Raw genomic sequence first — 25,277 nt, forward strand, 5'->3', positions numbered from 1 at the left:
ATATCACACCCTTCGCTGAAAATGATACAGATAAGTATCGTGATCCACACTAACAATTTCAATATCCCCATAGGCCTTCAATTCATTTAAGAACAATTGCCAATATACATCCTTTTCTCCATTCATATGTGAGGTAAATAAATAAACAGAATCATACCTTTTGATATTTTCTATATCATGTTGAATATTATCCTCTCTAGGATGACCATCATAGGAATAAGGTTTGCGGTAATAAAATTCATTCAATTTTTTACCCCAAATATATTCATCTGTGATTGTACCAATCTTCGCCATTTCCCAATTATTCGGTCCCCCATAAGGGAATCCTTTTTCAAAAAAATACGATGGTTGAGCGCCCCAATAAACATATATCATGTCACTAGGCTTTTTATTTTTTTCTAAATAAGCCAAATTTTGAACTATCTCAGTTTCATGCCAAAAAATCAAATTACCTCGCACCATTTCTTTGACAGTATAACCAAGAGGCAGTACCAACAAAATAGTTGCTAAACTCATTAGTACAGCTAATTTTTTCCTAGAATATTGCCATTTTAATTCTAGCCTATGCCAATATTCATCCAAGGAAACAGCAGCCAAAATCAAAACCAGCACAGCGAAAAATGACATCAATCTAGCTACAATTGGATAATACCCCATGGCAGATGCAACTAACAATATTACCAATCCCAAAATATAAAATGACACTTTATGATCCCTGTCTTTTCTCCATGAATATAATGTATAACCAGCCGCCAATATGTATAATACACACATATGCTTCAGTTGTGGACCTATACTCTGTTTAACCATTTTTAATATCAATACTATATCGTCCAAGGAGGAAGGAATTAGCGGGAAGGCCAATAAATCCCAAAATCCTTTCGCACCTGCATTACTTTCTGTGCCCGTAAGCCAAAAAAAGTAATACACTGCAAAGCTAAATGCTGGCAGTAAGCATGGCATAAAATTTAGAAAGCTCTTATTCTTAAATATATCTTTAACAACTAGCAGCATTCCTCCTACTATAAAAAATACTGGTACAAAAGAGAACCATATTACAATGCTGCAAATTATACACAAGCACCATAAAGAAATTCGTGCATGAAAGTAATACCAAAATAAAATCACCACAGCTAACACGAACATACACTCAGACGTATACTGTTTTACCTGGGATGAATAGGATATATAAAAAGGCAGAAGGGAGAAAATGGCTGTAAAATAAGCAGCCCTTCTAACATGGTATAGTTTGTCTAAAATATAATACATAAGGCCACATGTGCCAAATAAACAAATCAATGACCATATACGTAAAGATACCTTAGAAACACCAAAAACCAATGTGCAAAGCTTTACTATATATAAATATCCAATAGGTGCACTTTGACCATAATCCATTTGAATTAAAACAAGATTTTCCAAATCCCTTGTCATAATGGTACTTGCAACCATAGCTTCATCTATAAACAAGGAATGCTCAACAAAATATGGTATTATATGCAATATAATACCTAGTGCAAGCATTATTACAGCCATCTTTTTAATTATAAATTCATATCTAGCAAAGCTCACTTTATTTTTCCCGCTCCTCGTCTATATATTTTTTTATTTCATACAATACATCTTTTCTTTTCATAATATAATGTCCAGAACCACCAAGTAATTCTGCATATTTCGTATAATAATCATATGCCATAGGTGTATTTATGCAATGATTTGTAAACTCCTTACCCTCCACATAGCTATAAATTTCCGCTGCTGACAGGGGTTCAGTGGCAAGATGTAATAACTTTACGCCAGATTGTAATGCTGCATTTATATCTTGCCATAATCTTTGCAGTGGATAGAATTGATATTCATTTCTACTATCCGTAAATTGTGTAGCAAAGAATTTTAAGCGCTGAAAGCTATGGTACAATTCTTTCATGGCAACATTATTAACACTTTGTCTTAATTGATAAAAACCATTTTCCTGAAGCAAATAATGTTTTTTTAGTAAAGGCTCTTGCTTCGCAAATCTAATAAATTTATCCGCCGCAAGCATTGATGGAATTGGATGCAATATATCATATATAAAATTTTTCTTCAGATTCATACCAAATAGACCTGGCAAACGTACTATAAGTGCCTCTGGATAATGCTCACGAACCCACAACTCCAGTTTATAGCGATTCAACCCATAAGCCGGCAGTCCTTCTGTATTCACTACGGCATCCTCATCCACAAACACGGGATTCTTCAATACATCAATTGTAGATATTAGCACTATTTGTTTAGGAGCAATTTTGCTAATGTTTTTTTGAGCTTCATAAATATAATCCATATCTGCCTGCGGATTTTTATTGGCAATAAATTTTACCGCAGGAACCCCTGCATAGACCAGCAGATCTGGCTTGCTTCCATATGCTGTTTGAATATCCGCTCTATGGTATGCTCCGTCAAAATTCTCTACTGCTAATATATTTCCGCCCACAAATCCAGTAGATCCAACTAATATTTTCATGCAATGACCTCCTCTGCTATTTTGTCATTTTTTCTATACCAGCAAAGCTGACTTGCTTTCGCCTAAAAATTAAATTTAATATAATTTGTAAATACTTGATAATTATTGTCAATATACCAAAAAGGGCAAAAAAAGCAAAGGACATAAAACAAATTGTTGTAGTCCAGCCCGGAACTGGAGAGCTTGTAATATAGGTTGCAGCACCATAACAACCTACCAATATGGCTATCATCATCATGATTTTTGTAAATGCTATGGCAATTTTATAACCTATATCTGTAAATAAAAGCAGCGCATCAAAGGCTAAGTTTTCACGGTAGTTATGCTCTTGACCGTCCTTTGCAGTCATTTGATTTTTATATAATGGAGCATAAACGACATTTTTCACAGGAAATCCACAATTCATGTAAACCGCCTTACGATAAGGAACAGTTTTATTCATACTATTAATGCGGTTAATAGCTCTGCGACTTAAAATATGAAATCTTTCAGTTCGCATATCATATTCATAATTACTAAACCTATTAAATAGTGAATAAAATAATCTTGAGGATCTAGAGGACGATACATCAGGTACAGCAGTAACTATATCTGCTCCTTCTAGGGAACTGCGATAGACCGCCATTATTATATCTGGTGAAAAATCTGCAATAGTGCTATCAAATTCAAAAACAAAATCTCCTATTGCCAGATCTTCACCCGCTTTCATTGCTGACTCTATGCCGTGATATGAACTCATGTTCAGCATGGAAATACTCACATCGCCTACCTTGCGGCTCAATGTCCTAATAGCTTCGATTGTTCCAGCATCTGCACCATCATTAACACATATAATCTCTGATGACAAAAAATTACTTTCTAGAACATCTATTATCATATTAAGGAAATTTTCCACATCACTAGATTGTCTACTTATATATACAACTGCAGAAACAAAGTTTTTTTCCTTATCCATATTAAGCATTATCTTAACACCTCATCCAAATCATAAACAGTATTAATCTTACCTGACAACACACTCACAAAGGTCGGTTTATCATGCAATTTTCTAATCACTGTAGGCCGAGAATCATCTATTTCAGAACTCATCAATATTGGCTTCATCGAAAATAAAGATTCCTTATAGTAAAATCCAAATTCAGGCCTTAAATATTTATGAGCTAATGCTCCCATATAAGGGAACGCTGTTGCAGGTTTATGAATACAACTATTACAGTTTCCCAAATGGGATGGTGAGCAATATTTATCTATGCCCTGTTGGCAAGTAAATGTAGGCACTTCATCATAACTTGTAACATGTGGCGTAAATGAAACCGCCGTCAAAGAATGCAACCCAGTTTTACCAAATGGCATTATAGAGAAAAATGGGCCATCCATAACGGTAATACCATAATCCTGCAAATTACCCTGTGCATTACACAAAATAATTTCACAAAGCTCATATTTAATTTTAAATGTTTCATAACCTAACACTCGAGCTATTTGATTAGTGCTTGCATAGGTAGCATTGAGAATAAATTCACTGGCATAAACATCTCCATCAGATGTTAATACTTTGTATTCTTTGCCACTATCTTCTATGTTCTCGATCTGAACTCCATATTTTATCTGAACTAAATTTGAATATTCCGCTAATTTTTCCAAATAGTAATCACGCAATATCTGAGCATCATATGTGTATTCCTGTGTTAGAAAAGCTCCATCACAACATCCTTTATTAAAATAATTTTCTGCTAATACTTCTTTGCAAGGAATCTCTGCTGCTTTACAAAAATCTTTAAACTGACTACCACTTGACCAAGAAAAATTACTTGATGTTGCATATACTTTCTTAAATGACTTATTGATACAAAAGGCAAAATCCTTATTAAATCTTGCAAAGTAGCCTGCACTCTTTCTAGCAGTAGATAGTGATCTTGGATAGTGATATCCCTGATGCACTCGAGCCTGATTAATATATGTAGCACGACCAAATGCTTCCGAATCACATTCTAACACTACAACGTGCTCCCCCCACCGAGATGCACAAAGCAGGGCAGCATATAAACCATATAATCCAGCGCCAATAATAACCTTATCTGATTTAACCATGAGCAACTTCCTTACCGTCTGTAAATAAAAACTTTCTGTATTATATATATTACAACTTTAAATCATGTAATACATTTTCTCTAACAGAAAGATATTATCATGAAAGTGTAGGATTGTCAAAATCCTAAAATTTGAACTAATGGAGTGAATTATCATATGATGACACTGGCATATCTGTTATCTGAAAAAAGAAAAGCCGATAGACTAAGCTTACGAGAAGCAGCTCAACTTATTGGCATAAGCCACGGATATTTAGATAAATTAGAAAAGGGTGTCGACAGTCGTACAGGTACGAAAAACAACCCTACTCCAGAAACCTTACAGATGATTGCCACAGCTTATCATTGGGATTATCAATATCTTCTAAAGGTTTGTGGCTATATAAATGAGGAAAAGGAAGAAGCCTTATCTCCAAATCTAAAAGGTCTGCTAGATACATGTCGTACAATGTCAGATAACGATGTGTATTTCGTCAAAAAATTTGCTGATTTTATCGTACATGAAAATCAACGAAAATATGATCTTACCAAAAATAAATCAAAATAGAAAGTATCGAACACCTTATCATATAGAGAGTCATAAAAAAACTGCAACAAGCATTCATTCAACTTGTTGCAGTTTTTCTTTTTATTTCATTCTTTCATAGGCTTCATAGGCATTTATTACCTTCATATGTCCCCCGGTTACATCCACAGCCGAAGCGGTGATATAGCTGGCGGCTTCACTGGCTAGGAATACAATTGGCTTGGCGATTTCTTCCGGCTCTGCCATACGGCCTAGTATATTATTCCGCAAAATTGGTTCCAGCACCTCTGGAGTAAACATACCGGAATCCATAAGGGGAGTGCGGGTATAGCCCGGCATTACCGCATTAATACGAATACCATAGGGCGCGTATTCCGAAGCGGTGGTAGTAGTCAGGGCAATAATCGCCGCCTTCATGGAAGCATAAATATTGGAACGGATAGCCGTAGCACAGCGAGCCGCCAAGGAGGCAATATTCACAATAGAGCCACCCTTTTCCTTCATGTACTTCACTGCGGCCTGAGTACCAAAAAGAGCAGACTTATAGTTAGCCCCAATCAGGTAATCCACCTCCGCCTCAGTATAATACTCTCCCTGCCGCTGCTTATTGGTGCCAATATTATTTACCCAGATATCTATAGTGCCATTGCCCTGCTTGGACGCTACCTGAGCCAGCTTCTCCATACCAGTCTCTGTACTGCCATCCAGCACACAGCCCTGTATCTTTCCCAGCTTGCCAAGCCCCAGCACCGCCCGGCCCAGCTCCTCCTTGTGACGGGCACAAATTGTCACCTTGGCCCCCTCCTGCAAAAATATCTTAGCAGCAGCATAACCAATTCCCTTACTGCCTCCCGTCACAACCACATTTTTATTCTTTAACCCCAAATCCATAACTGCATCTTCCTTTCCTCAAATACGCCAATAAGAGGCACAGTATCCACTCTGCCTCTTATTTTTATGCCCTATCTTAGATAGCTGCTGCCGGCTCTGTGTACTCCGCTGGCAAAACCCGCCGCAGGAATTTTCTGGTCCGCTCCTCCTGGGGCCGCAGGAAAATATCATGGGGAGTACCTTCCTCCACCACAACCCCATCAGCCATAAATACCACATGGGTAGCCACATCCTGAGCAAACTTCATCTCATGGGTAACCACAATCATAGTTACCCCCTCCTGAGCCAGCTCCTGCATTACCTGCAGCACCTCTCCCACCAGTTCTGGATCCAGAGCCGAGGTAGGCTCATCAAAGAGAATCACATCCGGCTTTACCCCCAAGGCTCTGGCAATACCAACCCGCTGCTGCTGACCACCAGAAAGCTGGGATGGATAGAAATCCTCTCTATCTGCCAAGCCCACCTTCTTCAAGGCCTGACGACCGATTTCCTCAGCCTCCTTCTTGCTCACCCCACGGCCAGCCGTAAGCCCCAGCGTAACATTCTCCAAAGCGGTCTTATTGGCAAAAAGATTGTAATTCTGAAAAACAAAGGCTGTTTTCTTCCGAATCTCATGAATCTGACTTTTGGCAGCCTTGGCAAAATCCAACTGAATATTGCCAAATTCCATCTGTCCCCCATCAGCCTGCTCCAAAAAATTCAAGCAACGAAGAAAGGTAGTCTTGCCACTGCCGCTAGGCCCCAAAATTACCACCACATCACCTTTATTAACAGACAGATTTACATCCTTTAGCACCTGATTACCAGCAAAACTCTTTTCCACATTTTTAACCTGCAACAGCATATCCATACATCCTCTCTATTATAGCACATCCTGCTTGTTATCTATACGCTCCAAAACGCCTTTCTGCACCAGCATAGGCTAGCTGGATAATGGTGCACAGAATCAGATACACCAGGAAAGCATCCAGATAAGCCTCAATATAGTTATAGCCAAAGGAAGCCGCGATTTTGCCCACCGCCATAACATCCTTAACCGTCATCAGGAAAGCCAAAGAGCTGCCCTTGATAAGATTCACCGTAATGTTGCAGATACCAGGCAGGGCTGTAACCAAGGCCTGGGGAATAATCACCCGCACATAGGTCTGAAACTCGCTAAGGCCAATAGACACCCCAGCCTCCAACTGACCAGATGGCACGCTCATCAAGGCTGAACGGAATACCTCTGTCAGCAAAGCCACCGTATTTAGAGTAAAAACCACAATGGCATAATAGATAGGATCCACCTGCTCAAAAATATTGAACTCAATGCCCAGAGCCTGAATAATCACATTCAGAAGGCTAGGCAGCAGGCTATAAAGCAGAAGAATCTGCAAAACAATAGGAGTACCACGGACAAAGGACACATAGCCCCGACTAATCAGTGACACCACCGGATTGCCCTTGATACGATTCAGGGCAAAATAGAAAGCTATGGGGGAAGCCAACAGGAGAGAAACAATGGTAATCTCCATAGTAACCGGCACCCCTGTCCACAAAAGGCCAAAGGTCTTTTCCATAAAATCAAAGTCCAGCTCCACTTGTTTCACCCTCCTTCAAAATAAACACTGCTTGCTTTTTGCCTGCCTTGCTGGAAAACAGTTGTCCCTTATCCAACCCCTGCTCCAGCAAGCCAAAGGCCTTTTCAATTCCTATGGACATAAGCCAGTAAATAATCATGCAGGCCAAATAGATTTCAATGCCATAAGCGCCAAAGTTCTGAGCAATAATCAGATTGCCCTTGCCAATCATATCAATCAAACCAATGGTATAGGCCAAAGCCCCCTCCTTCAGCAGGTTGATAACGGAATTGCCAAAGTTTGGCAAAGCCAGTACCGCTGTCTGAGGCAGCATAATATGCCAAAAGGCACCCCAGGGAGAAATACCAATGGATATAGCCGCTTCATACTGCCCCTGAGGCACAGCCTTGTAGGCAGCCCGAAAAATTTCCGATACATAGGCACTAAAGAGCAAGGTAAAGGCAATAATGGCAAAGACAGCTCTATCCATATCATGGATATTTTCCTCAAAAACCGCCTCCACCAAGGCAGGCAGACCATAGAATACAATAAACAGCATTACAATGGATGGTGTGCAGCGCATAATATAGATATACAGCTGAGCCAGATAGTTCAATATTTTGTGTTGGCTTAGCTTGGCCCAGGCCAAGGCTCCTCCCAGCAGACTGCCCAGCACAATGGAGCTAATACCTACCAGCAGGGTTATATCCAAAAACTCCAATAGCTGCGGCAAGGCGCTAAGTACCACGCCAGCATCAAATGCTCTTGTATCCATATAGTCCGTCTCCCTTCATATCTTCACAGCCTGTCCTTATTTCAGATAATCAGACAGGCTCTCACCAAAGTACTGCTGCTCCAGCTCTGCAATCTTGCCCTCCTGACGCAGCTCCTCAATAGCCTTGTCATAATCATCCGCAAACTGCTGCTCATTCTTGTTAATAATAGGATAAGTAGGAATACCCTTGTAGCGGATATAGGTCAGCTGATCATTAAACTTGTGATAAGGGGCATCCTCCTTCTGGATATTGTTCTTGTAGCTCAGCTCCACCTCAAGATAGGCATCATAGCGTCCCTCCAGCACCCAGCTATAGGCATCTGCCACCTGGAAAGCCTCAGAAGGCACCAGCTTAATCTGATGGTCAGGATTTTCCTTGTTAAAATCATCAATTACGCTGTAACGGGCATCCTGAGAAGCAATTGGCACCAGCTTGCCACTGAAATCAGCAAAGGAAGCCAAATCCTTAATCTTATCCGTATTCTCCTTGCGGACAATCAGGCCAATCACACTGGCACCAATATTGTTCTTCGGGAAAATATATTTTTTCTTCCGAGGCTCTGTAATCCAGATACCCTTGGTGCCTACGGTATATTTGCCGGATTCAACACCAATCAGCAAATCATCATCAGAGGTAGGCACAAATTTGAAATCATACTGAGGCAATTTCTTGGCCACTTCCTTCATTACAGCCACCTCAAAGCCATCAGGCTCGCCCTTTTCATTAACAAAATCATAAGGCACATAGTAGTTGGTGTGGGCAACGGTTATAACCTTTTTGCCACCGTCACCAGCCTGATTAGCCGATTTGTCCTTGCTGCCGCAGCCAGCAGTTACTGCCAGTGCTCCTACCAAAATACCTGTTACCAAAAGCTTGCCGATTTTCTTGATATTCATAGGAAATCCTCCATTCATTTGCCATTATCACTTTGCCTGCCCAGCTTTATCCACAGCCTGAGCCTCGGCCTTTATTATGCCTTGTATTCCTCCAAAGCCTCCCGTACCCACTGGAAATGCTCACGAGGAGTATCTCTTGGTACAGTGCAATCAGCCCCCAAAATCACGCCGGTGGTGCCAGCCTTGTCCAAAAGCCGCTTGGTTTCTGCCTTGATTTCTGCCTTGGTGCCCTTGTAAAGCACATCCTCAGTGCTATTGCCAAAGCCACCCAGAACAGCACGGCCGCCAAAGAGTTTTTTGCCATCCTCCAGCTCCACATCCTCAACTACAGCAGCCCAGTTAATGGTCTTAACCTCATAATCCTCATACCAGGACAAATCATTTCTATGACCAGCATAACCGCAGATATGAAGAATATTGTAATCGCTGACACTGTTGGCAGCTGCCAAAATCTTTTTCTCTGCTGGAGCAAAAACCTCCTCGTAGATTTCTCTGGTAATACCCTCTCCCAGCAGATTCTGCAAGCTGAAATATACGCCGGTTACATGAGCCTCAGTAATCACCCGACGAGCCAGCTCCGCCAAATCATCGCTGATAACATCAAAGGCCGCCTTCACAGCCTCCTTGTCCTGTCGTACCAAGCTAGCCAGATAAGGCTCCCCATCCTCCAGATTTGGCTGCATGAATTTGATAATGGTACCAGGGCAGAACAGATTGTAGAAAGTAGCAATCTTATCTCCATATTTATCAGTCAGCTTCTTAGCATAAGCCACCTGATAGGTAAACCACTTGTCATCCTTTGGCAGTGGCTGAAGATGCTTCAAATCCTCACTGGTCTTGGCTGCCAAAAAGCTTTCGCTGGTATAAGGGAAGAAACCATCAGTCATAATCTTGACAAAATCAGGCTGGCTTTCCTCAATATACTTAATCTCTCCAGCCAGTACCTGCTCTGTCAGCTCTGGCTGTTCAAAAGCATTAGAATGTATCTCATCAGCCAGAAAGTGGAACCAAAAGCCTGCTGGCACCCTCTCTACGGGCTTGTTATCCATTGCATCCAATACCAACTGTTTTCTATCTAAAATCTTGCTCATAGCTTGTACCTCCATTATTCATATCTGTGATGTATGTATTCTCAACATGGTTATATAATAACATACTTATCAGATATGTCAAGTTATTTTTATATATTTTCTATGTTTTTCTCTCCCCATACCATTGACATATGTTTTACCCTACTTTATAATAAGCATACAAACAAAATATGTTTTATATGTTACTATTATTTTCCACAAAAACCATCAGGAGGAATGTCCAATGAAAGATTATACTATAGAGGTTCACGGCTGTAGGCCTTCAGATTATACTGGCTCCATTACCCAGCCTATCTATATGTCCGCCACCTTCCGTCATCCCGGCTTCAAGCAAAGCACCGGCTATGATTACAGCCGCTGCGGCAACCCTACCAGAGACAATCTGGAGGAAACCATCAGCCAGCTAGAGCAGGGAAAGAAAACCTGGGCCCTTTCCTGTGGTATGTCCGCCATTAATGCTGTCTTTCAGCTTTTTAACCCTGGGGACCACATTCTCCTTACGGAGGATCTCTACGGAGGCACCCTGAGGTTAGGTCAGCTCTTTGCTAAATACAATATAGAGTTTGAATATATTGATACCACCGATTTGGAGCTGGTACAGAACTCCCTGCGGCCTAATACCAGAGCTATCTTTGTGGAAACACCCTCCAACCCTATGATGCTGGTAAGCAATATTGCCGCCATCGCCCAGATAGCCCACGGCCATAACGCCCTCCTGATTGTGGACAACACCTTTCTTTCTCCCCATTTTCAGAAGCCATTAACTCTAGGGGCAGATATTGTGGTACACAGCGGTACCAAATACCTTTGCGGTCACAACGACATTCTGGCGGGCTTTCTGACCGTCAAGTATGATCCACAACTGATAGCAGATATTGAGCTATATGTCAAATCTACAGGCGCCAATCTCTCTGTTCAGGATGCCTGGCTCATGCTGCGCAGTCTCAAAACTCTAGGCATCCGCATGGAGCGCCAGCAGGAAAACGCCCAGCGCATTGCCCAGTGGCTCTGCCATCAGGATATTGTTACCCATGTATACTATGTGGGACTGCCTGACCATCCCGGCTATGAACTGAACCGCCAGCAATCCACTGGCAGCGGTGCCATGATTTCCTTCAAGGTAGCTCAGCCAGAAATGGCCAAAACTATTCTGGCTCAGGTAAAGATAATTTCCTTTGCAGAAAGCCTGGGGGGCGTTGAGTCCCTGATTACCTATCCTCTGTACCAAACCCACGAAGCTATGCCAAAATATCTGCTGGAGCGCACCGGGCTGGACGACCATCTCCTTAGATTGTCTGTAGGTATTGAAGATATAGAGGATTTGCTGGAAGATTTAGGCCAAGCCTTTCAGGCAGCCAAAAATTCTATCGACAGTCAGTCTTTTGCATTCTCTGCGCCAAGTATGAATTTTGACAAGATTATTGACCGTACCAACACCAATTGCCTGAAATATGATTTTGCCGTAGAACGAGGCTATCCCCAGGGCATCCAGCCCTTCTGGGTGGCAGATATGGATTTTCAGGCCCCAGAGGGAGTTATTCAGGAGCTAATCTCCCGCAGTGGTCATGGCATCTTTGGCTACACAGATCCAGACCAGGGCTACAAAGACACCCTAAAAAAGTGGTTCAAAATCCATCACAATTGGGATGTGGAGGGCAATGAGCTAACCATTACTCCAGGGGTGGTATTTGCCCTGGCTGCCTCCGTCAGAGCCTTTACAGAGCCAGAGGAGGCCGTTATTATCCAGCAGCCGGTATATTATCCTTTTAGCGAAGTTATCCGTCAGAACAACCGCCAGCTGGTAAACAGTCCTCTAATATATGAAAGTGGTGCCTACCATATAGACTTTGAGGATTTCGAAGCCAAGATTCAGGCTCACAATGTGAAGCTCTTTATCCTCTGCTCCCCTCATAACCCTGTAGGCAGAGTATGGAGCCGTGAAGAACTGCAAAAGCTGGCTGATATTTGCCTAAAGCACAAGGTAGTAATTGTGGCTGATGAAATTCATCACGAATTTACCCGCCCCGGCATCAAGCATACCGTTCTGGCCTCCCTCTCTGAGGAAATCGCCCAGAACACCATTACCTGCACCGCCCCTAGCAAAACCTTTAATCTGGCAGGACTGCAGGTGTCCAATATCTTTATAAAAAACGAAAGCCTCCGTCGCAAATTCCGTCAGCAGGTATTTGCCGTAGGCTATAGCCAGCCAAATTGCTTGGGGCTATTTGCCTGCCAGGCTGCCTACGAAAAAGGAGAAGCATGGCTCAATGAGCTGAGAACCTATCTGGAAAGCAATTTCCAAAAGGCCAAAGAATTTATCCAGACCAATCTCCCCAAGGTACATCTGGTAGAGCCCCAGGGCACCTATCTCATCTGGCTGGATTTCAGAGCCTATGGCCTTAGCGACAAGGAGCTGGATGATATTATTATCCACAAGGCCAACCTCTGGCTGGACAGCGGTCATATCTTCGGGCCAGACGGCAGCGGCTTCCAGCGCATCAATATTGCAGAGCCTTGGGCTGTACTGGAAAAAGGCCTCCAGTCCCTGGCAGCAGCCTTTAAGGACATTTAATTTCAGACACAAAAACAGGAGTGTATCCATCTCTACATGAGATAAATACACTCCTGATTTTTTTGCTCTAAGACAATTTATGGCAATGCCTTCATATCAGCCAAAGGCCAGAAAACCACCATAGCCTTGCCCTTAATAAGCTCAAAAGGCACAAAGCCTACATCTGGGAAGCGGCTGTCCTCGGAATTGTTACGGTTATCTCCCATAACAAAGATATGCCCCTCTGGAATCTTTACCCTTGGATAATCTCCCCGGCATTTGCTCAGAATATAATCCTCAGTCTGCAGCTCGTCATTGACAAATACATTGCCGTCCTTGATTTCGATAGTATCACCAGGCACAGCAATAACCCGCTTGATAAAGTCCCTGCTAGGATCCTTGGGATACTGGAAAATCAAAATCTCGCCCTTTTCCGGCTCCCGCAGACGATAAATCAATCTATTGACCACCAATCTCTGCTGATTCTGCAAAGTAGGCATCATGGATGGACCATCCACCAAATACGGCTCTACCAAAAAATTACGAATAATCATGGCCAAAACAACGGCTATGACAATGGATACAATCCAATCCTTGATTTCTTCACCTAAGTTATTCACAAAAGCACCTCTCTTAACGAAAAATAGAGGCTGCACTGAAGGCAGCCTCTACAATTACCAGAATTAGCGCTTCTCGCGGATACGAGCAGCCTTACCAGTGAGGTTACGGAGATAGTACAGCTTAGCGCGACGAACTACACCACGACGCTTAACCTCAATCTTCTCCAGACGTGGGGAATGTACTGGGAAAGTACGCTCCACACCAATACCGCAAGAAATCTTGCGAACGGTGAAAGTCTCACGAACACCAGAACCGGAGCGTGCAATTACAACACCCTCGAAAGCCTGGATACGCTCACGGCTACCCTCAACTACCTTTACCAGGCAGTTTACAGTATCACCCTGCTGGAAAGCTGGGATGTCGTTTCTGAGCTGTTCTTTCTCTAATTCCTGAATAATGTTCATTTTGTTTCCTCCTCTTTACAGACGTTCGTGTCAAGTGTTGGATTCTAATATAGCCTTGATCAGAGGACCGCCCACATACCTGAATATAATACCATATAATCCAATATGCCGTCAAGAGAAAATCTTTACCAATGAACAAAATTTACCCCTCATCATCATCGCTATCCAGCCAGTTAATATCCTGCCAGTCCCCCTGAGTATCATTCCGCGTACAGCCGTAGATAGAATAATACTCACAGGTAACACTACAAACTCCCCCATAAGGACAATCCACCATAGTAGCATCTCCTTTAGATATAGCACAAGACATTACACCATGATTCTTTTCTCTACTGCCTGATTAAGTATATCATATACGCTGCTGGCCTTTTTTACATCAACAGGCAAAATGTAATCTGACAGCTTTACCAACAAATGCAACAATTCCTGAGAATGCATTCCCAACATGGACACCAGGCGTTCCTCATTGGTATTCGCTATATTATGCGCAGCAGAATTACGCATTTTGCGGAATCCATCATTATCTGCTATTTTGTGAAGTATAGCAACCATACTGTCATGGCCATCTTGATTCACCACCAATGCCCTCTCATCAATATAGTAGCATATATTACACAATACACCTAAATTGGGAGCACCAGACCGAAATCCCTCCGGACAAAAGATTTTATCAAGATATTCCAGCAGTTCAGGATACATATTCTGCAGCTTATGTCCAGACAATCTCTCGCCACTCATACACTCATTAAGCTTTACTTTGCTATTATTATTTAGATGGTACAACAATAATTCACACAAATAGCTGTTACACTTAACCAATAATTCTCCGATATAGCCCTTGCGCTGGGTAATAATTACATTCAACAAATACTCTATTAAGTTTTCTACCTTTTCCTGCTGACCTTTATTCCTGATATTAGATACATTGGAAAACAATTTCATTCCATCTACAACAGATAAAATTTTTCTAGCCTCATTTTTCAACATCTTTTGCCGTAGCACTGCATGATGCACAATATTTTTAATTTCCTGAGAAATATGGCTGCTTCCCTTAATCAAGGAATATGCACCTGCATACTCATACATATGAATTAGGGACAACAATCTTTGTCTCTCGCCAAAGGCTCGTATAGTCTGCAAAGGTGGCTCCTGACAGCGGTTTTCAGCATCAGGATATTCATCAAAGTTATTCTGAAGCACAGCCTCTATATCATCCTCATCCTCCATATGTGGAGTCTGACTATTTGAGGCCTTATTCGGGGATATGACCTGTATCCCCTTTAGATCATTCTCTACAGACAAAATAGCCATTACTGTTTTGATCTGCGGGGTACCAGAGCTAAGATTCAGCAGAACCTCATTTTCTTCCGTATTTATTTTGTGAACCTCGGCAGGCAATATATCTATAAAACTATCATAAAGATGAGCAGCCTCAATATCTGTATGGATTATATCTATCTGGCAGTCAGGAGCTACATGTTTTATTGATTTGGAATAGCGCTGACTATTCTTCTCCTTTTCACTCATAGCCTTAGTTAAAAACAATACAACCTTATCTGGATGATAATGTCTGACTATGTGCAGACAAGCTCCATCATAACAATATCTTACAGGATCTGTATCACCTATAGGGGAAAATAATATTCGTGCCATATATTCACACTCCACTATCTCAAATTATTTTAATTAAAATTCAAGCTCATTTAAAATATAATTACATCTTCAATATGCTTATCTCCCGTTCCCCAATCTACCTTCCCTATTTAAATATATCCCAGGCTTATCATCTTTGGAATAAAAATGTTCTGGTTTTATTTCATTATGACTAATCAATCCTAAAACCATTGAATCTACAATCACCGCCCGCCATTCTTCCATTAAATCTGAAGCAAGAGCAGGATGGTGATTTTTTCAACTGTACTTGTTACAGACTTACCATAGCTTCGGCTGAAACCTGAATACGACCTATAAGCACTAAACCTTCCAATGTTTCTTCTGGAATTTCCATCACAATTTCCAAACTGCGGCCTACCAAATAACGGCCGCCTTTTTTCTGTAATTTAACATTTTCTTCTGTCAGATATACATAACTCATAGACATTCTCCGTTCATACAAAAATATATTATTCCGTCCCCTTACGAGGATTGTGATTCTTAATTGGAGTAGTCAAGTTATGAGTTTTCTAATTGGCACACAGTTTCCGTCCCCTTACGGGGATTGTGATTTTTAAGGCTCATTATTCTCTTAGTGCTTCAGATAATTTTAATTGTCTTGCGTTTCTGTCCCCTTACGGGGATTGTGATTTTTAATGCTGAGAGGTGGACTGAGCAATTCCCTAACCTGCAAGCGGGTTTCCGTCCCCTTACGGGGATTGTGATTTTTAATTTCAAAGATGTTCAGAATGTAAAGGAATTGAAAAAGGCTTAGTTTCCGTCCCCTTACGGGGATTGTGATTTTTAATAGCAAATTCCGTTCTTCCTCTATATCTGCAATATTCTTTTGTTTCCGTCCCCTTACGGGGATTATGATTTTTAATTACCCTAAAGCTGATAAAAGTACTGTCTGCGTAGAACTCTACAGTTTCCGTCCCCTTACGGGGATTATGATTTTTAATGAGAGCTTTCTAGCTTCAAAGATATCTCTGCAAAAATTGGTTTCCGTCCCCTTACGGGGATTATGATTTTTAATCGGACTTTATCCATGAGATAGGTGCTACCGACATTGAGGAGTTTCCGTCCCCTTACGGGGATTATGATTTTTAATTTACATTTTTCTGGCTATTGGTACATACTTCGGGATTTGGTTTCCGTCCCCTTACGGGGATTATGATTTTTAATAACACTAATGAAATTAAAAATGCTATTCGGTTTTATGGTTTCCGTCCCCTTACGGGGATTATGATTTTTAATCAATTAAGGAAATTGGATGCCGCTGGGCTTCTAAAAGTTTCCGTCCCCTTACGGGGATTATGATTTTTAATTGTTAAAAGAGATTGTATTTTATGGTTCAGGGTTTGGTTGGACCGTTTCCGTCCCCTTACGGGGATTGTGATTTTTAATTTTACCTGGAGGTAATTAACTATGGAAAACCAGATGTCCCGTTTCCGTCCCCTTACGGGGATTATGATTTTTAATGCTACCTCTGAATAATGGCTTATTTCCTGGTCTCATATAGCTATTTGCGGTGGGGAAAGCAAATTCATATACACATTCTGGAACATCCTTCCCCTTACCACTCAACATCCCAATATTCATGGGCAACGGCGGGGATTTCGCTCCACATACTCCACTGCTCCCATGCCCAAAGCAGTTTTTACACCTATGCCAGCAAAACCAGCATAACACAAGAGCAGCTCCATAAGCCGCCTTACCATATCATTACCAGAAAATCTTAAATCCATATTACCACAAAAGCCATAAATATTGCTACCATTTACAGAATATTTTTGTGAGCGAAGATTATAGCGACTAATATGACAATGGTCTGCCAGTTGATGTTCCAAATCCTCAGACATAATAGCAGCCTTGGCACAGCAGCTATTCCACCTCTGTATAAGGCTTTGAAATATCAGATACAGTTCCGGCAAAATTACATACTGACCCTCTCTTTTGAAACTGCCTGTGCTAATAAACTCCAACCGGCCACCATTTAGATGCTCCTGCTCCAAAAAAATTCTATCCATCAGCTCCTGATAACTACATTTTCTTTCCTGTACCACCTCCAACAATTCCACTGATATTTTCTTTTGCTTTAAAAATACTTCCTTGCCAATCAGTTGATAAATAGGCATAACTATCCTCTCATCAGCTGATTGAGTCAAGCTAGACAACCGCCATACTGGTACATTTAGATCACGATTATAATATACACATTGACTAAAGGGGCGGCAGGAGTTTTCCTCATGGAGCCATTGTGCAACCTCCTGCCCCAAAACATCCATCATCATGCCATGAAATACTGAACCCATAGAGGAATGAATCTTCAACCCCTCAGGCAATCTCAAAGCCAGTTCAATCTGATGCAAATCTGACACCTTATATCTCCTCCATACGGCACAAGCCCATGATCTGCTTTTGACTACCTGTAACAGCCAGCTTCAAGGTACGAGGAGAAATTTTTCTGTCCTGATGCCTATGGTCATGTTTCCTAAAACTGCAATCTAAAAGTTGTTTTAGATACCATTCGGCCTGTCTTTCATCAGAAAACAAACTATACCAAATACTTTTTTGCAGGAATCCTGTGCCACCGCCCAGGGAAAAATCCGCCTGCTGAGCCTCCTTAAAAGCTCCTTTATAGAAAGCTCCAAATACTTGTTGCTGAAGTGCCAACCCCTGTTGCAGATACTCCCTGCAATATGCCAAAATTTCTTGTAGGGAACCAAGCTTACAATATGACAGCAATTTTTTGTCTATGGATATACGCAGGGAAAATTCTGCCCCTGCCGGAATACATTCCCTAAACAAGGATATAGGATGCTCAGACATATGATACCCATTTTTAGCTGTTCCTGTACTTACATCGACCTTTTGCAAAATCACAGAATTGACTGGCTTCAGCAGATGAGCATCGCCTACTACTAACCCAGAAAGCACTTTGAGCAAAACATCGTCTTTTCCTTCTACAGGTCTTCTGCAAGTCAACAGATGTTTTTCTTCTTTCGTTGCTAAATTGGACAAATCTTTCTTAATATTACCATGCTCCATAATATAAGAAATTTTCCCTGCCAACTGTTCCCCTAGATTTTTACGCTGCAATATACTATAAAGAATTCCTGTCCGCAAGGCTCCCTTGATACTGCTACCAGGAATATATAGAGAACCATCTGCCAGAGAAGAAGCAACACAAATATCATTTAGGGTATTTTTGCTATCAGACACATCAGACTTGTTCAATGCTGTTCTTTTAACAGTATCCCAGATTTCTTTTTCGGGCACATTATGTCTTCGCAACCATTCCAATAAATTTGCATACCCTGACTTTGTATTCTTCAGCAAAGCAAGAAAATCCTGCAGTAAATTATGCCTCAGCAGCATTTTTTGCCATTTTTCCTCCTGAATAAAGCCAACCTTTTTATTTTTTCTATCATAGAGATATTCAAAGGCTTTGAATGTTTCTCCACTGCCTATGTGTACAGGTGATATACAGGTAAGCCTGTATTCCCTGCTATCTATAAAATCCTTCATAGATTCAACCTCACATACATTCCCTTGCCATATCGCAAAATATCGTGTCCCTCTGATACGCCAACCTTCATTAACGCTCCTGCTGCAGCCTTGTTTAGACAAGCTCCAGACTTGACCATATAAACACTATTTCTCTTGATACCATCTGTAAATCCACTGGATTTCCCCAATCTATAGCTTCCTTCCTGCAGTGACTCTATATCCTGCTCCTCTGGTATCAAAGAAGATATACTCATATATTTGCCACTATCCCCTGTCAGCATTTCCAGCAATATTTGAGTATCCTGATAAAAATCTGCAGCTTCTGCCAAATTCAAGCTATCATCATCCAAATGAAATGCTCCATAACCGCTGCTTTTCTTACCTCCAATGCCTGACATACCAAGAGATTGAAACAATCTGCTAAAGAAATCTTCCCATTCCTCTGGCATTTTTACCAGCAGATAGAGACCAGCTCCTTGAGCAAAAACATTGCCTGCTACATAATAGGGCAAGGATTGCTCTCCACGGCAATTCACTCTTTCATTAATCACAGTCTCCCCTAATTTAGGCTGCCATTTAGGCTGAAACATTTCTCCTTGCCTAATGCACCTACAGCATTCAGACAACTCTGATATACGGCAAAAAGACATTTTCTTGGTTTTCTTGCGTATGGCCGAAAACCTACGCGCCTCTTCCATATTAAGGGACTTATATTGCTCCTGACTTATTACATAAATATAGGGCACCGGCAAAAATAATTCCAATTCTTCCTTTTCTCCAAGCTGATAAGGAAACAAGTCAGATAGCTGAAACTCTCCTTGTTTTACCAGATTGACAAGTTCTGCCAACCTGTCCTGATAGCCCTGCTGAGCCAACTCACAGCAAAGGCTGCTAAATAATCTATCTGCCGGATATTCCCAACTTGTTCTTTCCAGACCGCCTCCCTGAGACGAATCGCCAAAATGTATTGGGCCATCAAAGGCCAATTGATAAAGATAATACCCCATATTCAACAGCATCCTTCTAAGATAGTTGTTAATTCCTGAGTCATATCGGCAAGCTGCTTCCCATAATCTCTATCCATAGAAAATGCTTCCACAGCAAAATCTCGGAATGACACTCGTCCGTAGCCTCTAGAGCCATGACCGCCTAAATAATCCAACTGTAACAGATTGATACCGTCTGCTAACAACTGAATATCTTCCTTTATGCTTTCTTCATCTTCAACATTATATACAACACTAAAAGAAAATTCCGTACCTGCTGGAACCCTTTCTATCTGCCTAGGATTTGCTATAGCCGTGATTCTATTAATTGAATTTTCAAATTTTATCTCACCAATATAAGTATCCAAATCCATGGCTTCCAGATTCTCCAAGCTTGCTGCCGTAATAGCAAGATCAGAAAATTGTAATCTTGATGCTCTTGGGGCATTTTTTTCTGCTGTGCCAAAAAGATTTTTGATTTTTTCACAATCCTGATCTATGTCATTCAGCCATTCTGAATTAGACATACTGCGTGCTAACAGAGTCCTAATTTTCCCCTTTATGGAACTGCCCGGTATAATAGGCTGTTTGGTATAAGGATCACGAATGAAAGGGCTATCCACCGCACCTATAGGTGCAAAATCATTAGAGGAACCTATATGCAGTCCTGTTTCCAGCTTCAGAACAGCAGAAATCTTAATCTTGCCTTTAAGAGACCTAATACGATTTTCCTTACTCATGCATCCTTACCTCCATAATACTTATGATAAGCCACCAAGGCTTCTACATATCGACAAAATTCCTCAAATTTGACAATACTATTACCGATTCCTTTGACCAATGTCAATAATTCTGCCTTATCTATAAAATCCTTAACTACTTTATCACGACCTGCCTGATAAACTAATTTAACCTGCAAATACCGTATTTCATCTGCTAATTCATCTGATAACTGTTTGTTTTGCGGATACTTAGAACGATATATTGACACCTTATTAGCCGTAATATTTACTGCTGTCAAAAACTTCCTTATCTGATTTGTTTTCAGGGTGATTACCAAATCTCCCCTTCTATTTGGGTGTTTTAATAAATTTATTACATTTTCTGCTTTTCGCACTATATCCTTATTTTCCATAAGAAATTATTCCCCCTTTTCCCGTATGCGATAGATAATCAATTCCAAAGCTGTCATTAACTGCTTTCTGGCTGCTTTATCCTGATACCATCCATAGAGTTTCTCTCTAACTTTTGCATAACTATCATAGGCTGGTGAATCCTTTGGTGGCTCCATTCGACCTAGCATATAGGCAAATCTTGCCAGATTAATATTATCTCTGGATTCATTCAACAAGTTCAGCATCCTGTAAAGCACACCTTTACCTGCTGGCAATCTATCCACAGCTTCATTTCCAGCATATCCCAAATATCGCTGACAGAATGTTAATTTTTCTCCGCATACCTGCTGAACAAACTCCTCCCACCCATAACTGGCGGTTGTATAGCTGGCATGACTTTCAGCAGATGGGATACCAAACATAGCAATACTATCCTTGCCCGGATTGTCCTTAGCTGTACTCTCCAATAGCCCCGTTCCCCGTGCCATTTCTGAAATAGGACACTTACTATCAAATATGCCTATACCAGCAGAAAAACTTAGCTTGTTATTGGTAAAACGCCTAAATGCCTCTCGGATATCCACTGATAATTCCAATAAATCATCCCAAGCACCTACAATAAACATATCATCTCCGCCAGAATATATAATATGCACATTTCTCTGTTTGTGAGGCTGAACTGCAAAAATAGCAAATTTGTGGTATTCATCCTCATTTATACCATTTATCTCACCGCCACAAAGATTATTTATATATCTTTTAAAGAATAAGGAAAGCTGCCTGCTTAAAGCAGCACTACGACCTAGTGTAGCATATTGCTCAGGAAAGCCTGCCATAAAAGCAGCACCCAAATTATCCACATCAGCCCGCATAACTCCTAAACGGTCTATGCCTGAAGCCTGTTTGTCGCCCCCTGCCAGCTTGGCCAATTCTTCTAGCTCCATAGTATGAGTACCTGATACCGTAATATAGTCTCCCATCCACAGCCGAGTAGCCATTTGCTGTCCTGTATATATGAGATTCTTGACATAAATTCTTTTTATATTGGATAATTGAGATACTTCTTTCTCTGCTATAGCCATCAAATATCTTTTTCCCTGCAATGAAGGCAATTCTACACATTTTTGCTTAGTATCTGGCATTTTATCCAGCACTACCAATACATCATACTTAAGCAGTTCTTCTCCCAAATTTCGCAGACTACAGCACATATCACAAGCCCATGTTTCTTCTGCATCGCCATATAGAGATAAATTTGTTGATGATGTATGACAAATACTACATTCCCGAGCACCATCCTTAACGGTATTTATCTGACTATGAGGCTGAAACAACTGTCCCAACTGATAGGCATTGTATCTTCTATGCTTTTGTACAGCTATCAAACTTCTAGCTTTACTATAAATGCTACCCAAAGCATTACCGCTGTTAACCATAAAATCATTGGCTGCACAGGGAGCCCAGCCTATAGCTATATATAATCTTGTACCAAATTTTTCCAAAAACCATTGATTGATAATATTTTGTACATTTTCTAATTCTGTCAACACTTGACTTGTGTTAGGCAATAACAGATAAAAATTACCGCCTCCGTTATAGATAAGATTACACCTATTTAAATCTAGTCGTTCCAGCAATTCATCAATAACATTTTCCATCAACAATTCTAAATAAAAGGATCGTCCTCTAAGACTTTTCAAAGCGCCCTTGGATGGAATTGTATAGATAAAATCCTGTATCCCTGATATATCACCGGATACCAATAAATAAGTATTTTCCTTCCTTAATTCCTTTTGCTTTGTTCCGTAGCAGTAGGACTTGTAATCGTATATACCCTTGGAATGCAAATAATCATATAGACAAATAGCTAAGGCTGCTGTCAATTTCATATGGTCATATAATGATATATCTGCCACTTCTCCTTTAGCTGTGCTTGAAGGAATATAACTGCCTATTGCCTCTAAAATTTGCAGTAATTCATTTGGCTCCATATTATCGACGGATTTTTGACGAAAATTACTTACAAGCGTATTCAGCAATTCTTGATATTTTTCCGTAGAGGCCTTAATTGATTGGAGTTCTGCTGGATAAAGCATTTTAGCATCATCCTCCAAAAGTCCACGAAGATAGAATCCCTTTTTGCTTTTATCATTTCCAGCAAAAACATTAAATACAGATTCTAGTGGAGCCTCTATGTTAAAGCCACCTTCACTACTCTCGTTAGCTCGTCTATCACTACCAGAAGCAATATTGTCACCCTCATAAATAAGATAGCTGATATCATCGGCCTGTAAATTAGCATTGCACAAAGCTGTACTATGATGATATTTTACAGCCCGCAGGATATCCTCCCCCTTCTCCATGTATTCACTAAGAAATTCAACCCCTAGATTAGAATGGTTTTCCGGCATTCTTTTGGCCCTGTACACCAGCTTGCCAATATCATGCAAAAGTCCTGCTAAAATAATTCTTCTTTTTATTTCTTCCATAGCTACCACCATATTACTTCATATAAACATCTAAATAAATATATTCCACATATAGTAGTAAATTCCTGCTTTTAAATGAATATTTTAATGGTTGTACTCATTGACCATCAAACACCTCATTATAATACTTCTTCCCCTAGCAAGACACTTGTTAAAATAAAAAAGATTAGCCCCCGTTAAAATCAAGTGCTAATCTTTTTGTTTATATTTCTTTATGCATCCCTAGTTTCTAAATCAATCACAGTAAAGTCATATATTTGCCAAATTCTCCTGCTGGTATCTTTAACGCTTTCATAGCCTGCTCTGCTGTCAAACTCATGGACTCCATCAAACTCCTTATATCCTCTGCCTTCCCCTCACGCCTTCCTTCGCTTATACCTTCACGTCGTCCTTCAGCTATATATTTCTCAATGACCTCACACATTTCATTCACTCCTTCCTCCGTAGTTTTAAACAACCGCTTGCGTTTTGATGTAATAGGAAACATTTCATCATCGTATGCATCATGCCTGGTAAATATATCCATTAACTTGGCAACATCCGAATCATCCTGCACCTCAGCATTAACATATAATTCTGAAAAACCATTATCCACCATTGTCCCATTTTCCCGAATAATCCTATCTACATGATACAATGCTTTGCCAGACTTGTACATATCAAATTTAGATATAAATACCACTACTACATTTGGAATCGCTTTGAATCTATCCCCCGGCTCTGCAATATTAGCAGTCAACAATGCCGCATTATATCGCACTCGCCGTTGATGATCATCATTATCGGATTTTTGCACTTCGGCGTTGACAATTCTTCCATCACCCAAAGTGCATTTAACATCCAAAATACAGGAACGCCCCTGCAAATTTTTAATCATAAATTGCGGAACATTATCCGTAACCTGCAATGCCTTATCATTCAAGACAACCTGCAATATTTCCTGACAGAATCCCGTATCCTCCGCCATCTTCTGAAACAATGCATCATCTATAGGATTTAGACTCATGGCATCCTGCCGAATCCTTGCCCTATTTCCCACTAGCACCACCCCCTCAAATAAATTTTATCATAAACTCTACTTGCAGTAAAGCAGTATTCTGAAATATTTTAATTTTTATGTATCCATATATTAATAATATAAATATATATTACTAATATATCTATATATTATACACAAACTGTATACTTTTATTCCCCCAACCTCTTTAATTGACACTCACCATGCCTAAAGGCAGAGGATTCTTATTTCGCTTCTACAAAAATAAGGTCAAATCTACATTGCAATGTCGATTTGACCTTAAAACATCATATTAGCTTAAGCTTATGATTATATTATTTTAGTCGCAGATTTCAGCAAAACACTTAATCATCAGATACTGTCTTAATTTCACTCTCCATATTAGTTATTTCATTTCTAATTTCTTTTTCACTCATATCAGGATTTATTTCTTTAACTACTGTTTTAATAGTCTCATGAGTTTTTAACAACTCATTTCCCGATAGATTATTATCAAAGTATTCATTGAATTTGTTTATCTCAAGGGAGTGTAAAATAGTTTGTGTAAAAAGTAATTGCGCAGATTTATTTTATGCCCCATACTGGGGTAAACAAT

24 protein-coding genes, 2 pseudogenes and 1 CRISPR repeat array are annotated in these 25,277 nt (G+C 40.5%); of the genes and pseudogenes, 3 read left to right on the forward strand and 23 right to left on the reverse strand.

What is annotated here, in order from left to right:
- Positions 1-3: 3 nt before the first annotated feature.
- The 4 genes from I6E26_RS07740 to I6E26_RS07755 are packed head-to-tail and all read right to left on the reverse strand — an operon-like array spanning position 4 to position 4,594.
- Positions 4-1,572 (reverse strand): glycosyltransferase family 39 protein, encoded by a 1,569-nt coding sequence (locus I6E26_RS07740; RefSeq protein ID WP_235321279.1) that lies wholly within the window; start codon positions 1,570-1,572, stop codon positions 4-6.
- Between the two features lies 1 nt (position 1,573).
- Entirely contained in the window at positions 1,574-2,503 is a 930-nt protein-coding gene (locus I6E26_RS07745) for a hypothetical protein (RefSeq protein WP_235321280.1), read from the reverse strand.
- Between the two features lie 16 nt (positions 2,504-2,519).
- Positions 2,520-3,467, reverse strand: a complete 948-nt coding sequence (locus I6E26_RS07750) for a hypothetical protein (protein WP_235321281.1) — start codon at positions 3,465-3,467, stop codon at positions 2,520-2,522.
- The gene (locus I6E26_RS07755; protein WP_235321282.1) at positions 3,467-4,594 is read right to left on the reverse strand and encodes an FAD-dependent oxidoreductase; all 1,128 of its coding nucleotides are present in this window, start codon (positions 4,592-4,594) and stop codon (positions 3,467-3,469) included. The genes I6E26_RS07750 and I6E26_RS07755 overlap by 1 nt, the downstream gene beginning before the upstream one ends.
- Positions 4,595-4,750: 156 nt before the next feature.
- Here I6E26_RS07755 and I6E26_RS07760 point away from each other — a divergent pair, with 156 nt between their 5' ends.
- Positions 4,751-5,140 (forward strand): helix-turn-helix domain-containing protein, encoded by a 390-nt coding sequence (locus I6E26_RS07760; RefSeq protein ID WP_235321283.1) that lies wholly within the window; start codon positions 4,751-4,753, stop codon positions 5,138-5,140.
- 81 nt (positions 5,141-5,221) lie between these two features.
- Here the strand turns inward: I6E26_RS07760 and I6E26_RS07765 are convergent, their stop codons facing one another.
- From I6E26_RS07765 to I6E26_RS07790, 6 genes are all read right to left on the reverse strand, one after another.
- Positions 5,222-6,010 (reverse strand): SDR family NAD(P)-dependent oxidoreductase, encoded by a 789-nt coding sequence (locus I6E26_RS07765; RefSeq protein WP_235321284.1) that lies wholly within the window; start codon positions 6,008-6,010, stop codon positions 5,222-5,224.
- A gap of 76 nt (positions 6,011-6,086) precedes the next feature.
- Positions 6,087-6,854 (reverse strand): amino acid ABC transporter ATP-binding protein, encoded by a 768-nt coding sequence (locus tag I6E26_RS07770; RefSeq protein WP_235321285.1) that lies wholly within the window; start codon positions 6,852-6,854, stop codon positions 6,087-6,089.
- Between the two features lie 37 nt (positions 6,855-6,891).
- On the reverse strand, positions 6,892-7,590 hold the full coding sequence (locus tag I6E26_RS07775) for an amino acid ABC transporter permease (protein ID WP_235321286.1): 699 nt from the start codon (positions 7,588-7,590) through the stop codon (positions 6,892-6,894).
- Complete coding sequence (locus I6E26_RS07780; RefSeq protein ID WP_235321287.1) at positions 7,574-8,344, reverse strand: amino acid ABC transporter permease; 771 nt, start codon at positions 8,342-8,344, stop codon at positions 7,574-7,576. The genes I6E26_RS07775 and I6E26_RS07780 overlap by 17 nt, the downstream gene beginning before the upstream one ends.
- Positions 8,345-8,380: 36 nt before the next feature.
- On the reverse strand, positions 8,381-9,241 hold the full coding sequence (locus I6E26_RS07785) for a transporter substrate-binding domain-containing protein (protein ID WP_235321288.1): 861 nt from the start codon (positions 9,239-9,241) through the stop codon (positions 8,381-8,383).
- Between the two features lie 74 nt (positions 9,242-9,315).
- Positions 9,316-10,332 (reverse strand): uroporphyrinogen decarboxylase family protein, encoded by a 1,017-nt coding sequence (locus I6E26_RS07790; RefSeq protein WP_235321289.1) that lies wholly within the window; start codon positions 10,330-10,332, stop codon positions 9,316-9,318.
- Between the two features lie 223 nt (positions 10,333-10,555).
- Between I6E26_RS07790 and I6E26_RS07795 the strand changes: the two are divergent.
- A pseudogene (locus tag I6E26_RS07795) lies at positions 10,556-11,671 on the forward strand (trans-sulfuration enzyme family protein); the annotation flags it as partial.
- 63 nt (positions 11,672-11,734) lie between these two features.
- Positions 11,735-12,904, forward strand: a complete 1,170-nt coding sequence (locus I6E26_RS07800; RefSeq protein ID WP_235321301.1) for a MalY/PatB family protein — start codon at positions 11,735-11,737, stop codon at positions 12,902-12,904.
- Positions 12,905-12,981: 77 nt separating this feature from the next.
- Here the strand turns inward: I6E26_RS07800 and lepB are convergent, their stop codons facing one another.
- From lepB to I6E26_RS07855, 13 genes and pseudogenes are all read right to left on the reverse strand, one after another.
- Positions 12,982-13,503, reverse strand: coding sequence for a signal peptidase I (gene lepB / locus I6E26_RS07805; RefSeq protein ID WP_235321290.1), 522 nt, complete (start codon positions 13,501-13,503; stop codon positions 12,982-12,984).
- Positions 13,504-13,566: 63 nt separating this feature from the next.
- Entirely contained in the window at positions 13,567-13,908 is a 342-nt protein-coding gene (rplS, locus tag I6E26_RS07810; RefSeq protein WP_235321291.1) for a 50S ribosomal protein L19, read from the reverse strand.
- Between the two features lie 142 nt (positions 13,909-14,050).
- Positions 14,051-14,185, reverse strand: a complete 135-nt coding sequence (locus tag I6E26_RS11245; protein WP_268824851.1) for a hypothetical protein — start codon at positions 14,183-14,185, stop codon at positions 14,051-14,053.
- Positions 14,186-14,217: 32 nt separating this feature from the next.
- The gene (gene csm6, locus I6E26_RS07815; RefSeq protein WP_235321292.1) at positions 14,218-15,561 is read right to left on the reverse strand and encodes a type III-A CRISPR-associated CARF protein Csm6; all 1,344 of its coding nucleotides are present in this window, start codon (positions 15,559-15,561) and stop codon (positions 14,218-14,220) included.
- 78 nt (positions 15,562-15,639) lie between these two features.
- Positions 15,640-15,801, reverse strand: a pseudogene (locus I6E26_RS11390) (CRISPR-associated endonuclease Cas1); the annotation flags it as partial.
- A gap of 31 nt (positions 15,802-15,832) precedes the next feature.
- Complete coding sequence (locus I6E26_RS07820; RefSeq protein ID WP_235321293.1) at positions 15,833-16,003, reverse strand: CRISPR-associated endonuclease Cas1; 171 nt, start codon at positions 16,001-16,003, stop codon at positions 15,833-15,835.
- A gap of 29 nt (positions 16,004-16,032) precedes the next feature.
- A CRISPR array of direct repeats spans positions 16,033-17,043; the repeat unit is 35 nt; unit sequence GTTTCCGTCCCCTTACGGGGATTATGATTTTTAAT.
- 116 nt (positions 17,044-17,159) lie between these two features.
- The gene (cas6, locus tag I6E26_RS07825) at positions 17,160-17,942 is read right to left on the reverse strand and encodes a CRISPR system precrRNA processing endoribonuclease RAMP protein Cas6 (RefSeq protein ID WP_235321294.1); all 783 of its coding nucleotides are present in this window, start codon (positions 17,940-17,942) and stop codon (positions 17,160-17,162) included.
- 1 nt (position 17,943) lies between these two features.
- The gene (csm5, locus tag I6E26_RS07830; protein WP_235321295.1) at positions 17,944-19,092 is read right to left on the reverse strand and encodes a type III-A CRISPR-associated RAMP protein Csm5; all 1,149 of its coding nucleotides are present in this window, start codon (positions 19,090-19,092) and stop codon (positions 17,944-17,946) included.
- Positions 19,089-20,081 (reverse strand): type III-A CRISPR-associated RAMP protein Csm4, encoded by a 993-nt coding sequence (csm4, locus tag I6E26_RS07835; protein ID WP_235321296.1) that lies wholly within the window; start codon positions 20,079-20,081, stop codon positions 19,089-19,091. The genes csm5 and csm4 overlap by 4 nt, the downstream gene beginning before the upstream one ends.
- Positions 20,082-20,083: 2 nt before the next feature.
- On the reverse strand, positions 20,084-20,800 hold the full coding sequence (gene csm3 / locus I6E26_RS07840) for a type III-A CRISPR-associated RAMP protein Csm3 (protein ID WP_235321297.1): 717 nt from the start codon (positions 20,798-20,800) through the stop codon (positions 20,084-20,086).
- Entirely contained in the window at positions 20,797-21,195 is a 399-nt protein-coding gene (gene csm2, locus I6E26_RS07845; protein ID WP_235321298.1) for a type III-A CRISPR-associated protein Csm2, read from the reverse strand. The genes csm3 and csm2 overlap by 4 nt, the downstream gene beginning before the upstream one ends.
- A 6-nt stretch (positions 21,196-21,201) precedes the next feature.
- Positions 21,202-23,664 (reverse strand): type III-A CRISPR-associated protein Cas10/Csm1, encoded by a 2,463-nt coding sequence (gene cas10 / locus I6E26_RS07850; RefSeq protein WP_235321299.1) that lies wholly within the window; start codon positions 23,662-23,664, stop codon positions 21,202-21,204.
- A 238-nt stretch (positions 23,665-23,902) separates the two neighbouring features.
- Positions 23,903-24,703: an Rpn family recombination-promoting nuclease/putative transposase gene (locus I6E26_RS07855; RefSeq protein WP_235321300.1), complete on the reverse strand. Its 801-nt coding sequence runs from the start codon at positions 24,701-24,703 to the stop codon at positions 23,903-23,905.
- Between the last annotated feature and the right edge of the window lie 574 nt (positions 24,704-25,277).

Source organism: Anaerovibrio lipolyticus (genome assembly GCF_021531495.1).
In the GTDB taxonomy this organism is placed as follows: Bacteria; Bacillota; Negativicutes; order Selenomonadales; family Selenomonadaceae; genus Anaerovibrio.

Excerpts from the sequence above, each read along its gene's own strand:
- I6E26_RS07780 (WP_235321287.1), bottom strand. The coding sequence starts at position 8,344 with ATGGATACAAGAGCATTTGATGCTGGCGTGGTACTTAGCGCCTTGCCG.
- cas10 (WP_235321299.1), bottom strand. The coding sequence starts at position 23,664 with ATGGAAGAAATAAAAAGAAGAATTATTTTAGCAGGACTTTTGCATGAT.
- csm2 (WP_235321298.1), bottom strand. The coding sequence starts at position 21,195 with ATGGAAAATAAGGATATAGTGCGAAAAGCAGAAAATGTAATAAATTTA.
- I6E26_RS07750 (WP_235321281.1), bottom strand. The coding sequence starts at position 3,467 with ATGCTTAATATGGATAAGGAAAAAAACTTTGTTTCTGCAGTTGTATAT.
- I6E26_RS07790 (WP_235321289.1), bottom strand. The coding sequence starts at position 10,332 with ATGAGCAAGATTTTAGATAGAAAACAGTTGGTATTGGATGCAATGGAT.
- I6E26_RS07765 (WP_235321284.1), bottom strand. The coding sequence starts at position 6,010 with ATGGATTTGGGGTTAAAGAATAAAAATGTGGTTGTGACGGGAGGCAGT.
- csm4 (WP_235321296.1), bottom strand. The coding sequence starts at position 20,081 with ATGGGGTATTATCTTTATCAATTGGCCTTTGATGGCCCAATACATTTT.
- I6E26_RS07745 (WP_235321280.1), bottom strand. The coding sequence starts at position 2,503 with ATGAAAATATTAGTTGGATCTACTGGATTTGTGGGCGGAAATATATTA.
- I6E26_RS07770 (WP_235321285.1), bottom strand. The coding sequence starts at position 6,854 with ATGCTGTTGCAGGTTAAAAATGTGGAAAAGAGTTTTGCTGGTAATCAG.
- csm3 (WP_235321297.1), bottom strand. The coding sequence starts at position 20,800 with ATGAGTAAGGAAAATCGTATTAGGTCTCTTAAAGGCAAGATTAAGATT.
- rplS (WP_235321291.1), bottom strand. The coding sequence starts at position 13,908 with ATGAACATTATTCAGGAATTAGAGAAAGAACAGCTCAGAAACGACATC.
- I6E26_RS07785 (WP_235321288.1), bottom strand. The coding sequence starts at position 9,241 with ATGAATATCAAGAAAATCGGCAAGCTTTTGGTAACAGGTATTTTGGTA.
- I6E26_RS07800 (WP_235321301.1), top strand. The coding sequence starts at position 11,735 with ATGAATTTTGACAAGATTATTGACCGTACCAACACCAATTGCCTGAAA.
- I6E26_RS11245 (WP_268824851.1), bottom strand. The coding sequence starts at position 14,185 with ATGGTGGATTGTCCTTATGGGGGAGTTTGTAGTGTTACCTGTGAGTAT.
- I6E26_RS07755 (WP_235321282.1), bottom strand. The coding sequence starts at position 4,594 with ATGGTTAAATCAGATAAGGTTATTATTGGCGCTGGATTATATGGTTTA.
- I6E26_RS07820 (WP_235321293.1), bottom strand. The coding sequence starts at position 16,003 with ATGAGTTATGTATATCTGACAGAAGAAAATGTTAAATTACAGAAAAAA.
- csm6 (WP_235321292.1), bottom strand. The coding sequence starts at position 15,561 with ATGGCACGAATATTATTTTCCCCTATAGGTGATACAGATCCTGTAAGA.
- csm5 (WP_235321295.1), bottom strand. The coding sequence starts at position 19,092 with ATGAAGGATTTTATAGATAGCAGGGAATACAGGCTTACCTGTATATCA.
- I6E26_RS07760 (WP_235321283.1), top strand. The coding sequence starts at position 4,751 with ATGATGACACTGGCATATCTGTTATCTGAAAAAAGAAAAGCCGATAGA.